This window comes from Alcaligenes endophyticus (assembly GCF_026344035.1).
Lineage (GTDB): Bacteria > Pseudomonadota > Gammaproteobacteria > Burkholderiales > Burkholderiaceae_B > Alcaligenes > Alcaligenes endophyticus.
In genome coordinates this window covers 42,519-56,340 of the sequence record NZ_JAPKND010000011.1, presented here as the reverse complement: position 1 = coordinate 56,340, position 13,822 = coordinate 42,519, and the positions used below count along the sequence as shown (strand labels likewise).

Sequence of the window (13,822 nt, the reverse complement as noted above, 5' to 3'; positions counted from 1 at the left end):
AGCTGTATTAATCTGCGTAGACACAGCCTATATAATGTCTCCCAAGTGAACTTTTATTAGGTTAAATGTATGAGCACTTCTGCTATGCGCCCAGTTCGTGTCTGGGACTTACCCACACGACTATTTCATGCCTTGTTAATCTTGAGCTTTGTAGGCAGTTTTGTGACCATCAAACTAGGCGGGCTATGGATGGACTGGCATGTAAGGTTTGGATTGCTCGCTACAGGCCTAATTATATTTCGCTTAATATGGGGCGTGGTGGGTGGTTATTACAGCCGTTTTAGTCAATTTCCACCTAGTCTACGTAAAAGTTGGGAATATCTACGCCAACATCATTCCCGCACACTTGGGCACAATCCCCTAGGCGCTTGGTCGGTATACGTCATGCTGTTGCTCATTGGCTTCCAGGCATTTTCAGGCTTGTTTGCTAACGACGATATTTTTACTGCTGGCCCCTTAGCCTACTTAAGTCCACATTGGTCTAAAGTACTGACAGGATTGCATAAAAGTAATGAATGGCTACTATTGGCCATTGTGGCTTTACATATTATTGCGATCCTTGCTTACCGCCTCTTTGCTGGTCAAAAATTAGCCAAAAGCATGGTAACAGGGAATATGGACTGGCCCACACAATCATCTGCTCGTGACAGTCAAGATGGCTGGAAGTCCCGTCTACTCGCACTTGTTATTGCCTTGCTCATTGCGGCTGCTATCTATAGCTTAACGCTACTCGCGCCAACGGCTAGCTTCGATGACTTCATGTAAGTGTCGAGTTATCCCCAGATTCTGTGCACAACTCTGGGGATAATCAGGGGACTATTCTGTCTATACCGCATAGATACTACTACCTTTCTAAACTGGCTACGAATAACCCCTCTTTACTAAAGAAGCGGCAAGTCGAGTAAAACGCGTAATCCAGGGGAGTTGTCCTCCCACGATACCGTTCCTCCATGCAACTTCACTATTGCTAATACACTGGTTAAACCTAAACCATGCCCAGGCATTTTTTCATCTAGACGCATAAAGTGCTGGCCTAACTGCCCATACATAGCCTCGGGTACCCCAGCACCGTCATCCGCTATGCTTACACGAACCGTCATAGCCTTTGTTTGTTGCACACTCACTGTCACATGATGGCGCGCGTGCTTAATGGCATTATCTAGTAAATTAGCCACTGCACTGGCTAATAAGTCTGCATCGCCAGACACCCACGAACTCTTACCTAAGTCTATATCTAACGTGAGGTTTTTTTCCTCGACGACAGCGTCATATAACTCGATGACATCGCTACAAATACGACTCATATCAACCTCATCAAAGCTTTGGCGGCGTACTCCCACCTCTACCTCAGAGATCTGCAAAAGCTTAGCAAACAACTGATTCAGACTTTCTATTTCACGTATTGCTTTTTGCTGAGTTGCCAACACTTCCTCTTGACTGAGCCCTACCCGCTGCGCATCACGTAGATACCCCAACACTCGCGTTAAGGGGGTGCGTAAGTTATGAGCAATAGTGTCAGAGATATGGCGCACCCCTAACATGAGATCTTGAATACGATCCATCATGGAGTTGATATCCCGTGCTAATTGAGAGAACTCGTCGTTGGAGTTATCCACCGGGATACGTTGTTTTAAGTGGCCTGAGCGAATCTGCACGGCAGTATCGCGAATATTGGACAGACGCAGTTGCAATTCGGTTCTGAATACGTAAGTACCAAAGGCAATCAACAAAACGGCCACTACAATAGCAGCCAAGCCGACCTGACCAATGAGCAGTTTCAGCTCATTCATTTCCTGCATGTCATAACCCACTACCAAGGTCGCCCCATCGGGCAGTGTATGCATACGCAAGCGCCCTACCGTGGTAACCCCTTCGCGCACAACCTGCACTTCCGAAAGCTCTCCCCAAAGCGGCCAAACCGGACTGACATGCTCTAGGTTACCCACGAGCTTGGTGCCGCTGCTGTCGACCAGCAGATAAATCTCTCTATCTGCATCGATATGATCAGACAAGGCGATTTCTATGCTTTCTATCAGGCCTTCACGCCCTCGACGCTCAAACTCCAGCACCAAGCGCTGTGCCGTCGCGCCTACATGCCGTGAAGCCTGTGTGTGTAAAACATGAATGACCTGTAAAAAAACAAAACTTAGTAAAACTAAGGTTGTGCAAACGGCTAATAATCCGTAGTTAAGTGTCAGACGAAATGAAATGGAGCGCCACAATTCTTTCACGCGCGCTCCTACTCGGCCGTTGACGCTTGCGCGGCCTCGGGGTTGGCCGACAACATATAGCCAGCCCCGCGTATGGTATGTATCAATGGCGTTGTAAAGCCGTGATCAACTTTGCTGCGTAAGCGGCTAATCTGCACATCAATCACATTAGTTTGGGGGTCGAAGTGATAATCCCACACCGCCTCTAGCAACATGCTACGTGTAACTATTTGGTCCGCATTGCGCATCAAGTAAGCCAATAATCGAAACTCGCGTGGTTTCAACACGATATCTTTTTGCACCCTTTGCACTTTCCCAGACCCAAGATCTAAACGCAAATCCGCCACCTGCAAGCAGGTCTGCTCAAGGCTCTTGCTGCGCCGCACTAGCGCTTCTAAACGAGCATAGAGCTCAGAGAAAGCAAAGGGCTTAGTGAGATAATCATCCCCTCCGGCCTTTAACCCTTTCACGCGCTCATCTAGGTCACTTAGAGCACTCAGCACTAATACAGGCGTCGTATTACTCTGCGCCCTTAAAGTGGACAGAATAGACAATCCATCCATTTGATTAGGCAACATGCGATCCAAGATTATGACGTCCCATGACTCCTGAGACGAACGCTGCAGACCAGTGACCCCGTCTTCACAGCTCGCTACATCGTGGGCCTGCTCCAGTAGCCCGGCAACGATATACCGCCTGGTTTCTACATCATCCTCTATCACCAAGCAACGCCATACTCCAGTCATACTGCCTTTTCCTGTCATTCAAACTTCAATATTATTAGTAAACATTGTAAGACGCTTATTTGCGCCTACGCCAGAACCCTCGTAATACAGTGACCAGCCCTGCTATTGCTGCTAATAATCCTAGCCAGACAAAAATAGATAAGCCTAACCAAGCAGGCCCGGTACGTATAAGGACGGGGCCCAACACCAATACCGATGCTGCCGTCACAATGGCGATAGCCAATCGTGTGGCTGCCAGTTCTAGTGAGCGTCCCAAGTTTTTTATGCCAATCACTTCAATCCGAGCATCCAGTTTTCCTTGTCGTAAACGATGCATGATGATGCGCAATAAGTGCGGTGCATCTAAGGCAATCTGTTTAGACTCCATCGCAAACGACAGAGCATCCTGAGCGAGTACCTCGGGCGTATATTGGCGTAGTAGGGACTGCTTAATCTGCGGGCCGACTGTCTGCGCAATATCAAACTGAGGGTTTAAGCGCAATAAAACTCCTTCTGCCGTCATCAATGCCTTAAACAATAAAGCCAAATCAGCAGGCAGCATAATCTGCTGATCGCGGGCTAAGGCCATTAAGTCAGTTAACGCTTTGGATATGAGTAATCGACCCCTAGCCTGCTTGGCTACATATCGCTGGGCCCCTTCATCTAACTGACGCCAATCAATTTGCTCAGCCCCCGACCACTCCATCAGGCAAAGACTTAACTCCTCAGCCCTACCCTCAATAATCGCTCGCAGCAATACTAATAATTGCTGCTGACGACGCTTGCCCAATAGCCCCACTAAACCAAAATCAATGAAGGCAAGTTCATCACCAGGCAATACCATCAGGTTTCCGGGGTGCGGGTCAGCATGGTAGATCCCATTTTGCAAAACCATATGCAAGAAAGCGTGTGCACCTCGCTCTGCTAGCACAACACCATTTGCCTCTGCCGCTTGCAATCGCTGTATATCGGAAACCGGCACACCTGGAATAAACTCTTGCACCATCACCTGCGCTGAGCATAAATCCATATAGACGCGGGGAATGTGCACGTACTCAAAGTCTTGCATATGCTCACGCACCGCGGAGCAATTATGGGCTTCACAGCGAAAGTCCAACTCATCCAGCATAGCATCGCTTAATGCCGCTACCATGGCAGGCAAACGATATGAAGGAAACAGACCTCGCTCATCTATTAACTGCGCAAGCAAATGCAATAAACGCAAATCAGCGCTAATGGTAAGCCTTAGCCCGGGCCTTTGAACCTTTACTATGACCTCCTCACCAGAAACAAGCACAGCACGGTAGACCTGTGCCATCGAGGCCGCTGCTATTGGTTCCTCTGTGAAGGAGCGAAAATTGTCGCGCCACCGTGGCCCTAACGCCTCATGCAATACCTCTTGCATAGGCTCCCAAGGTAAAGTGCTCACAGCATCCTGTAGTTTGCTTAGCTCTTGGGTCCAAGCAGGACCAAGCAAGTCGGCACGCGTCGCTAGAATTTGGCCTAGTTTTACAAAACAAGGCCCTAACGCCTCTAAAGCATGTCGAAGCCGTTCTGGCGCATGGGAAGAATCCAGTGTTGAGGCGCTACGCTTAGTCGGTAAAACATCTCCTAATCCTAAGCGTTCGATAATATCCTCAACACCAAAGCGGACCACTACCAATCCAATGGCCCGCAAGCGGGCGTGATCACGCAAAGCCAATAAGGTATTCGCTAGCATCTACGCTTCCTAAAAGCTGTTCGTTAATAGCCCCAAGTTAAGCACAAGCAGGTGCTTAGCACCAGTTACCAGAATGAAACCCTATGCAAGATCCGATCAGATGTATAAAAATAAGCGAAAGAGCACTTCAACTTACCCACAATTTCTGTGCATAACTCGGGAAAACCCTGGCAACTCATATCGCTAAGCGACTGATATACAAGAACTTGCACTACTTTGACTACTATTCGACCAACAGAGCAAGGACAAACAGTAACTAATACAAAAGCCTAAGCTATCACCTACTTTTCAGCAAAAAAAGGGCGCCGTCGCATTCATGCTCGGCACCCTTACCGTTACTGCTGTCAAAACAAAGCCCACTAGATATCGTATCCAGACTAGGCAATAAAAACCTTACTTTTCTTTGCGGTACGCGTCATGGCACGTTTTACAGGACTTACCTACATTGCCAAACGCTACACGGAACGCATCAAAATCCCCTGACTTCGAAGCAACTTGCAATTTCTCTATAGCACCCAAAAAATCATCTTGATCTTTTTTGAAGCCTGCTGCATCACTCCATGCCTCAGGCTTGGTGTCACCACCCTCTGTGCCGGCACCAAAGGCGGCCCAAGGCAATTGAGCTAAAACAGATAAGACCTCTACGTTTGCAGCGATGGCTGCCGCGTCAAAGGGCACTTCCTTTTTCGCTACAGGAGCCATACGACCAAAGTGAGAACCAATTAAAGCCATACTTGCCTGACGATAACTAATTGCTTGTTCTGGCTTGGCAAATTGTGCACTCGCTGGAGTGGCTACGGCCACCATAACAGCACTAATTGCTGTAATAAGTATACGTTTTTTCATCATGACTCCAAAGTAGACCCCTGCCATAAAAATTAGGCTGGCGTGCCATGTTTTACACCATGGCTTAGCAATTGTCATTAAAACAATTCTAAAGAGAATAAAACAAGCCTTTGAAATAAGACCTGTTTTACAGTTAAACAAAATATTAAATGGCTTGGGCTAAACTTACCGCCTGTCCTAAATAGGTTCTAGGCGTCAACGCCAACAAGTAAGCCTTAGGCCCTTCTGGCAAATCCAAATCTTGAATAAAGGTTTGCAATGCCTCTTGAGTAATTCCTTTCCCGCGTGTCAGTGCCTTAAGCTGCTCATAGGGCTGCGGCAAACCAAAACGACGCATAACTGTCTGTACGGGCTCTGCCAAAATTTCCCAGCAGGCGTCAATATCAGCATCTACTGCCGCAGCATTTAGCTCCAGTTTATTTAATCCGCGTAAGCATGAATCATAAGAAACAATACTGTAGCCCAACGCTACCCCTAGATTACGCAGGACTGTTGAGTCCGTGAGATCTCGCTGCCAACGCGATACGGGTAATTTCTCAGATAGATGGCGCAGCAAAGCATTGGCCAAACCAAGATTACCTTCCGAGTTTTCAAAATCAATGGGATTCACTTTATGTGGCATGGTGGATGAACCAATTTCGCCCTCTTTCAAGCGCTGCTTGAAATAGGACAAGGCGATATAACCCCAGATATCCCGATTAAAATCTAACAATATTGTATTCGCACGAGCTACTGCGTCAAAATACACCGCCATCCAATCGTGGGGCTCAATTTGAATGGTGTAAGGATTCTGAGTTAAGCCCAGCCTACTTAGTACACCCTGACTAAAAGCAGGCCAATCAATCTCGGGATAAGCAGAATAGTGGGCGTTGTAGTTACCCGTTGCACCGTTCATCTTGGCCAAAGGCTGCACCGCGACAATTGCATCTATCGCCGCCTGCAAACGTGCTGCTACGTTTGCAAATTCTTTACCTACGGTACTGGGACTTGCTGGCTGACCATGAGTACGCGATAGCATGGGCTGTTTGGCGTAATCATGAGCGAGAGTACGGATGCGATCACATACCGCTTGCAACTGAGGAACTAACACCTGATCACGCGCACGACTTAGCATCAAGGCATGAGAGACATTATTAATATCTTCAGAGGTACAAGCAAAATGAATAAATTCAGCCGCAGCATTTAACTCTGCGTCATCAGCAACCTGCTCTTTGAGCCAATACTCCACCGCTTTGACATCATGGTTAGTGATACGCTCAATTTCTTTTATGCGAGCCGCGTCTGCCTCGCTAAAGTTGGCGACCATTGCTTTAAGCTTCTCGCGTGCAGCCGCCGAAAAACTAGGTAGCTCGGGCAGACCAGCATCCGAGAGCCCCTCTAGCCATGCTAACTCCACCTGGACTCGATGCCACATGAAAGCCGCCTCGGATAACAAGCCCCGTAAGGCGCCCACACGGTTACCGTAACGACCGTCCAAAGGCGATAAGGCATTCAACGTGCTTAGTGTTTCAGCTATCTGCATTGTTTTTAAACTTAATAAAGTGAATAAATAACAACCTGCATTCTATCACTTCCATTTGTACTACCGCGCCGCAGCTACTGTAACAGGAGCTCAGCAAGCTGCACTTGCCCCCTATAACCGAAACGTCTGGCTAAGGCACGGTTTTTAATGAAAATTAAGCTTTAAAACCACACTTTTTAAGGATAAGCCTTTCGCAGACAGGATTGCCGCCCCTTGAGTCTGTGGGGCCTGCGTATCCTGCTATACTTTTTGAGCCTGTAACTTTCCGATTTTCCAAATGAAACTTTTAGGTTCCCTCACCAGTCCATACGTGCGCAAAGTACGTGTCGTCATGGCAGAAAAAAAGCTCGACTATGAGTTTAGTCTGGAGGACGTGTGGACAGCCGATAGCACCATACTTCAGCACAACCCCTTGGGTAAGGTGCCCTGTCTACTTATGGATGACCAAGGTAGTCTATTTGATTCACGCGTTATTGTTGAATACCTAGACACCCTTTCTCCTGTAGGGCGTCTTATTCCGCAATCCGGCCGTGACCGTGCCGCCGTCAAATGCTGGGAAGCTATTGCCGATGGCATACTTGACGCAGCCGTAGCAATTAACATCGAGCTCAACCGCAGGCCTGAAGAGCTTCGCTACCAAGCTTGGATTGATCGTCAGTACGATAAAATTCATGCTGCCTTAGCGGCTATGAATAACTCCTTAGGCGAGCAAGCTTTCTGCATGGGCAACACGCTCAGCTTAGCTGATATTGCCGTAGGTTGTGCATTAGGCTACCTAGACTTGCGCTTCGGGGATATCAATTGGCGCGCTCAGTATGGCAACCTCCAACGCTTAGACGAAAAACTCCAAGCTCGCCCCTCTTTTGCCAGTACTTTAGCTGTCATTACCCCTTAAATATAGGGTGTTATAGCGACAAAAAAGGCCGGCCTGTGTGTAGTTACAGGCCGGCCTTTTCTATTTTGATAATTATAAGTAAGTGTAAAACCAAACAGTATTATCCTAATGTGTAAGCCGTATACTGCATGTATACGGCGATGCATAGCAACAGCATTCCAAAAATACGCTTTAACACTTTCTGAGGCAGACGATGCGCTAAGCTTGCACCCAAGGGCGCAGTTAAAATACTAGTAACTGATACAAACACCAAAGCTGGCCAATAAATATATCCCAACATGCCTGGCTCTTGTTGTACTTGTTCAAACCCCGAATATACATAGCCCACACTGTTTGCAATAGCGATAAAGAAACCCAAAGCCGCCGACGTAGCGACCGCCTTTCGCATATCTATATTGCCACGCACCATAAAAGGTATAGATAAAAACCCGCCTCCAGCCCCCAGCAAGCCCGAGACAAAGCCTATTACCACCCCCATCCCAGCAGTACCGACTGGTCCAGGCATAGTGCGTCCGACCTGAGGCGGCTTACCCCAAAACATAGAGTAAGCGGTGTACAACACGAAGACCGAAAACACCGTCGCCAACATGAGCGAGGATATGGCGGCAAATACAGCTCCACCGGAAAATAGCCCCCCTACGAGTATCCCTGGCACAATGACACGCACAATATCCCAGCGAATAGCACCGCGCTTTTGGTGGGCGCGCATACTGGATAAAGAAGTAAATAAAATCGTGCCCATAGACGTGGCAATAGCAGCATGCACCACCAAATGCGTAGGCACACCGAAGCCCGGCAGCAACAGGGTTAAAAACGGGACAAGAATCATACCGCCCCCTACCCCTAGCAAGCCCGCTGCCAGTCCTATCCCTGTGCCTAAAACGAGCAAATAAATGATATGTAAGGTATCCATAAGGGCTATTGAATAATCCCACCACCTAAACATACCTCGCCGTCGTACAGCACTGCGGATTGCCCAGGAGTTACCGCCCATTGGGGCTCATTAAAAACCAGAGTCATCTCACTAGACGCTGCTTGCACAATACTGCAGGCGGCATCTGGTTGTCGATAACGTGTTTTGGCCGCCACACTTGATAAAGCAGGGGGGGCACCAGCAATCCAATTCACCTCAGCTGCGTGTAACTCGGACTTCAAAAGCCAGGGATGATCATGCCCCTGCACCACGTAGAGCACATTGTTTTCTAAATCTTTAGCAGCGGTATACCAAGCATCAGCGGTACCATCTGTTGCTTGACGCCCTTTAACTCCACCAATCCCCAAACCTTTACGTTGACCGTAGGTATAAAAAGCTAAACCCACATGCTCTCCCACCACTTGCCCCTCTGGCGTTTTAATTAGGCCTGGTTGTGTAGGTAAGTAGCGATTTAAAAACTCTCGAAAAGGGCGTTCACCAATAAAGCATATGCCAGTAGAGTCTTTTTTCGCCGCGTTGGGCAAGCTAAGTTCCTGTGCAATTTGCCGCACCTGAGCTTTGGAGATTTCACCTAACGGAAATAAAGTGCGCGATAACTGCTGTTGATTCAAACGATGTAAAAAATAGCTTTGATCCTTACTAGCATCTAGACCTTTTAGCAATTGAAACTGCCGCCCCCCTGCAGCATCTACCGCCCTCACCCGTGCATAATGGCCGGTAGCAATCAACTCGGCGCCTAAATCCATAGCATGATCTAAAAAGGCTTTAAATTTAATTTCCGCATTACACAGAACATCTGGATTCGGCGTGCGGCCAGCCGAGTACTCACGTAAGAACTCAGCAAAAACGCGGTCTTTATACTCAGTAGCGAAATTCACCGCTTCAATATCAATGCCCAGCAAGTCCGCTACGCTCACCGCGTCAAGCCAGTCTTGGCGCGAGGAACAGTACTCACTGTCATCGTCGTCTTCCCAGTTTTTCATGAAAAGACCGAGCACTTCATAGCCTTGCTGCTTAAGCAGCCAAGCTGATACGGAGGAGTCTACCCCTCCTGACATGCCAATAACGACACGCCCTTTATGTGGTGCAGTAGTCATGGTTTATTTATATGGGTAATCAAATACCACAGAAAAGCAAACAGGCACAAAAATGTGCCCTTAGAGGTTAGCTTAAGCCAACTGAGGCAACATTTTGCCTGGATTAAGAATATTATTTGGATCAAAAGCCTGCTTTAAGCTGTGCATTAAGGCTATAGCATCCGCACCATGCTCGGCCAACATAAACTCCATTTTATGCAAACCGATGCCGTGCTCACCACTACAAGTGCCGTCCATATCAATTGCACGTTGTACTAAACGGCGATTTAAACGTTCGGACTCTGCCCACTCTTGCTGGCTTTCTGCATCCAAAAGCATTAACACATGGAAGTTTCCATCCCCCACATGACCAACAATAGTGTAGGGGAAACTAGCCTGATCCATATCTTTAGCAGTTTCTTCAACACACTCCGCGAGACGCGAAATAGGTACACAAACATCTGTCGTACTTGCGCGGCAGCCTGGACGCAGTTGTAAGCCAGCAAAATAGGCATTATGTCTTGCTGTCCACAGACGACTACGGTCTTCGGGGCGCTCCGCCCACTCAAAGTCCATTCCACCGTTATCGCGGGTAATGTCCTGTACGAGCTCTGCCTGTTCTTGTACGCCCGAGGTACTGCCATGGAACTCAAACAATAACAGCGGACTTTCTTTAAGTTGCAGGTTGCTGTAGGCATTAGTAGCCCGTACAGCAGCGGCATCCATGAACTCAACGCGAGCAATGGGTACCCCCACTTGTATTATCTCAATCACACTACGCACGGCAGCCTGTAAGTCAGGAAAATTACAAATTGCTGCCGAAATGGCTTCAGGTTGCGGATACAAGCGTACGGTGACCTCGGTGACTATGCCTAAGGTGCCCTCGCTACCAATAAAGATACGCGTTAAGTCGTACCCTGCTGATGATTTTTTGGCCCGATTGGCTGTTTCTATAATCCGCCCGTCTGCCGTCACCACTTTAAGTGTCAGCACATTCTCGCGCATGGTGCCATAGCGTACGGCATTGGTGCCTGATGCCCGCGTAGCAACCATCCCTCCTAAACTAGCATCTGCGCCAGGATCAATAGGAAAGAATAAGCCTGTATCACGTAAGGCTTCATTGAGGCTCAAGCGCGTCACGCCTGCTTGTACTGTGGCGGTAAAGTCTTCAGAGTTAATCGCCAGTATTTGGTTCATTCCGGATAAGTCGACGCTTATCCCTCCCTCCAACGCCAGAACGTGCCCCTCTAAGGACGATCCTACCCCGTACGGTATCAGTGGCACGTGATGGTCGTTGCAATGCTTGGCCACCCAAGCCACCTCTTCGGTACTTTGCACAAACACCACTGCGTCAGGCAGCATGGGCGGGAACGGAGACTCGTCACGCCCATGATGCTCACGCACCGCCATTGCAGATGAAAATCGCTCCTGGAACTTTTGCTGCAAAGCCTCCATGAATCCGCTAGGTATGGGACGTTTGCGTTGAAAATCAGAAGGAGCATTCATTGTTATATCCTAAAAATACGATTTAATTATGGCTTAACTCAGCCTCCTGCGACTGAGCTCGTACCAAGCGGCGCTGGCGGACTGCCTGCGCCAAGTCCTGTAAACACTGCACGGTATCATCCCAGTCGATACAACCGTCGGTGATACTTTGCCCATAAGTCATGTTGGCCTGATCTGACAAGTCTTGACGTCCGCCCACCAAATGACTTTCAATCATAACGCCAAATATACGCTCATCGCCCGCAGAAATTTGCGCTCCCACATCGGCCAGCACCTCGGGTTGACGACGGTAATCTTTATTACTATTAGCATGGCTCGCATCAACCATGATACGTGCCGGCAATCCTGCTTTGGTCATCGCCTGCCCTGTAGCCTCGACATGCTCAGCATCATAGTTAGGCGCCTTACCACCGCGCAAAATAACGTGGCAGTCGTCGTTTCCTACCGTGGACACAATAGCAGAATGCCCCCCTTTAGTAACCGACAAGAAGTGGTGAGGTTGCGAAGCCGCTTTAATCGCATCGATAGCAATTTTAATGTTGCCATCCGTGCCATTTTTAAAACCTACTGGGCAGGACAGTCCTGAGGACAGTTCACGGTGAACTTGGCTTTCCGTCGTCCGCGCGCCAATAGCACCCCATGAAACCAAGTCGGCAATGTACTGGGGGGTAATCATATCCAGAAACTCGCAACCCGCTGGTAAGCCAAGCTCGTTGACCTGAATCAACAATTCACGGGCAATACGTAAGCCCTGATTGATATTAAAACTGCCGTCTAAATGGGGGTCGTTAATGAGCCCTTTCCAACCCACAGTAGTGCGCGGTTTTTCAAAGTAAACCCGCATCACAATTTCGAGTTCATCTTTGAAAATCTCACGCTGCTCTTTCAGGCGCTCGGCGTATTCTAAAGCAGCTTTCGTATCGTGAATGGAGCATGGCCCTACCACCACCACTAATCTATCGTCCTCACCGTGCAACACATGGTGAATCTGACGTCGAGCATTGTGCACCACGTTTGCTACGTGAACACTGCAAGGAAACTCACGCATAACGTGTGCTGGAGGAGACAACTCTTTAATTTCACGAATGCGTAAATCATCTGTATTGTGCGACACGACCTTACTCCTGTATTGCCAGTAACTTTGACGGCATAAAAAAAGCCGCCTAGTTTTGCTGGCGGCTTTAGTTTGGAAATCAGTTCACTATTTTTTCAGTGTACAGCGTATCCTTCCCTGCGCCAGCGGCTGAGGAAAAGTAAAAAAATAAAAGTAAAAAGAATTTACGCTATACATGAGCTTAATCCTACCACAATGCCGTACAAGCAACAATTAAATTTAAAACATACGCGGCAAAAATACCATAGCTTGCTTTCTGTCTATCCCAGTAGCTTGGGTCTAACGAACCAAACCTAGCAATAGTTATTATCAAATTGATTTGAGTTGAAATGATTTACCGATGTATGATTACCATAAGCATGATTTACTGAGCTAACTATTAGCCACCAATACTGAAACAAAATAAGGAATTAGCATGAAGCTGACTTATCGCACGACTCTAACCGCTGCCCTCATGTTAACGGGGCTGGGACTGTCCAGCGCGCATGCCATTAGCCTGGATGAAGTGAAACAGCGCGGCACTGTGCGTATTGCCGTCGCAAACGAAATCCCATTTGGTTTTATGGATCTGAAAGGTCAAGCCAAAGGAGCCGGACCTGATGTCGCCCAAGCAATCATGAAACGCTTGGGCATAGAAAACATTGAATGGGAAACTGCTAATTTCAGCTCCCTGATACCGGGCTTGCAAGCCAAGCGGTTTGATATGGTGGCCGCCGAAATGGCCATACTGCCAGAGCGCTGCAGACAAATTTTGTTCTCCGAGCCTAATAGCTCCTACGGTGAGGGCCTGTTGGTACAAAAAGGTAACCCGAAAGAGCTACATTCCTATGAAGACTTTGCTGGGGGCGAGCACAAAATAGCGATTATGGCTGGCGCAGATCAATTGGAAATGCTGCAAGCCTTAGGCGTTAAGGAGAACCAACTCGTGACCATCTCCAACAATGCCGATGCCATTTCCACGGTCTCTACTGGACGTGCCGATGCTTATGCCGCCACTGGCCTAACAGTGAATGAATTAGCTAAAAAGGGAAAAAACGTAGAGTTGGCAAAGGAATTTACCGATCCTGTCATTAATGGCGAACCTGTACGTAGTTGGGGAGGATTTACCTTTGCACAAGACTCCGAAGACTTTCGTGATGCGGTTAACAAAGAGCTCGCTGCATTCAAAAAAACAGCTGAATGGCGAGCAATATTAGATGACTACGGCTTTACGGCTGAAGATCAGGAGCAGTCTTTTAATAAAGACACTGCGACACTGTGCGCATCCTAATGCC

12 protein-coding genes are annotated in these 13,822 nt (G+C 48.1%); 3 read left to right on the top strand and 9 right to left on the bottom strand.

Going from position 1 to position 13,822, the window contains the following annotated elements; translation table 11 throughout:
* The first annotated feature begins 69 nt into the window (after window positions 1-69).
* Window positions 70-765 carry a cytochrome b/b6 domain-containing protein gene (locus OSH01_RS15745; protein WP_266125086.1) on the top strand — a complete coding sequence of 232 codons (696 nt, stop codon included), beginning with the start codon at window positions 70-72 and terminating at the stop codon, window positions 763-765.
* A gap of 116 nt (window positions 766-881) precedes the next feature.
* Here OSH01_RS15745 and OSH01_RS15740 read toward each other — a convergent pair whose 3' ends face one another.
* The 5 genes from OSH01_RS15740 to purB all read right to left on the bottom strand — a co-directional run bounded on the left by OSH01_RS15740 (window position 882) and on the right by purB (window position 7,023).
* On the bottom strand, window positions 882-2,231 hold the full coding sequence (locus OSH01_RS15740; RefSeq protein WP_266125085.1) for a sensor histidine kinase: 1,350 nt from the start codon (window positions 2,229-2,231) through the stop codon (window positions 882-884).
* 8 nt (window positions 2,232-2,239) lie between these two features.
* Window positions 2,240-2,956: a winged helix-turn-helix domain-containing protein gene (locus OSH01_RS15735; protein ID WP_266125084.1), complete on the bottom strand. Its 717-nt coding sequence runs from the start codon at window positions 2,954-2,956 to the stop codon at window positions 2,240-2,242.
* Window positions 2,957-3,011: 55 nt separating this feature from the next.
* Window positions 3,012-4,655 carry an ABC1 kinase family protein gene (locus OSH01_RS15730; protein ID WP_266125083.1) on the bottom strand — a complete coding sequence of 548 codons (1,644 nt, stop codon included), beginning with the start codon at window positions 4,653-4,655 and terminating at the stop codon, window positions 3,012-3,014.
* Window positions 4,656-5,048: 393 nt separating this feature from the next.
* On the bottom strand, window positions 5,049-5,501 hold the full coding sequence (locus OSH01_RS15725) for a c-type cytochrome (RefSeq protein WP_266125140.1): 453 nt from the start codon (window positions 5,499-5,501) through the stop codon (window positions 5,049-5,051).
* A 145-nt stretch (window positions 5,502-5,646) separates the two neighbouring features.
* Window positions 5,647-7,023 carry an adenylosuccinate lyase gene (purB, locus tag OSH01_RS15720; RefSeq protein WP_266125082.1) on the bottom strand — a complete coding sequence of 459 codons (1,377 nt, stop codon included), beginning with the start codon at window positions 7,021-7,023 and terminating at the stop codon, window positions 5,647-5,649.
* 277 nt (window positions 7,024-7,300) lie between these two features.
* Here purB and OSH01_RS15715 point away from each other — a divergent pair, with 277 nt between their 5' ends.
* Window positions 7,301-7,918, top strand: coding sequence for a glutathione S-transferase N-terminal domain-containing protein (locus tag OSH01_RS15715; RefSeq protein ID WP_266125081.1), 618 nt, complete (start codon window positions 7,301-7,303; stop codon window positions 7,916-7,918).
* A gap of 100 nt (window positions 7,919-8,018) precedes the next feature.
* Here the strand turns inward: OSH01_RS15715 and OSH01_RS15710 are convergent, their stop codons facing one another.
* The 4 genes from OSH01_RS15710 to aroG form a co-directional block, all read right to left on the bottom strand.
* Window positions 8,019-8,831 (bottom strand): sulfite exporter TauE/SafE family protein, encoded by an 813-nt coding sequence (locus OSH01_RS15710; protein WP_266125080.1) that lies wholly within the window; start codon window positions 8,829-8,831, stop codon window positions 8,019-8,021.
* A gap of 5 nt (window positions 8,832-8,836) precedes the next feature.
* Window positions 8,837-9,949, bottom strand: a complete 1,113-nt coding sequence (gene mnmA / locus OSH01_RS15705; protein WP_266125079.1) for a tRNA 2-thiouridine(34) synthase MnmA — start codon at window positions 9,947-9,949, stop codon at window positions 8,837-8,839.
* Window positions 9,950-10,021: 72 nt separating this feature from the next.
* Window positions 10,022-11,434, bottom strand: coding sequence for an FAD-binding oxidoreductase (locus OSH01_RS15700; RefSeq protein WP_266125078.1), 1,413 nt, complete (start codon window positions 11,432-11,434; stop codon window positions 10,022-10,024).
* A 22-nt stretch (window positions 11,435-11,456) separates the two neighbouring features.
* The gene (aroG, locus tag OSH01_RS15695) at window positions 11,457-12,548 is read right to left on the bottom strand and encodes a 3-deoxy-7-phosphoheptulonate synthase AroG (RefSeq protein WP_266125077.1); all 1,092 of its coding nucleotides are present in this window, start codon (window positions 12,546-12,548) and stop codon (window positions 11,457-11,459) included.
* Between the two features lie 415 nt (window positions 12,549-12,963).
* Here aroG and ehuB point away from each other — a divergent pair, with 415 nt between their 5' ends.
* Window positions 12,964-13,818 carry an ectoine/hydroxyectoine ABC transporter substrate-binding protein EhuB gene (gene ehuB / locus OSH01_RS15690; RefSeq protein ID WP_266125076.1) on the top strand — a complete coding sequence of 285 codons (855 nt, stop codon included), beginning with the start codon at window positions 12,964-12,966 and terminating at the stop codon, window positions 13,816-13,818.
* Window positions 13,819-13,822 lie beyond the last annotated feature (4 nt).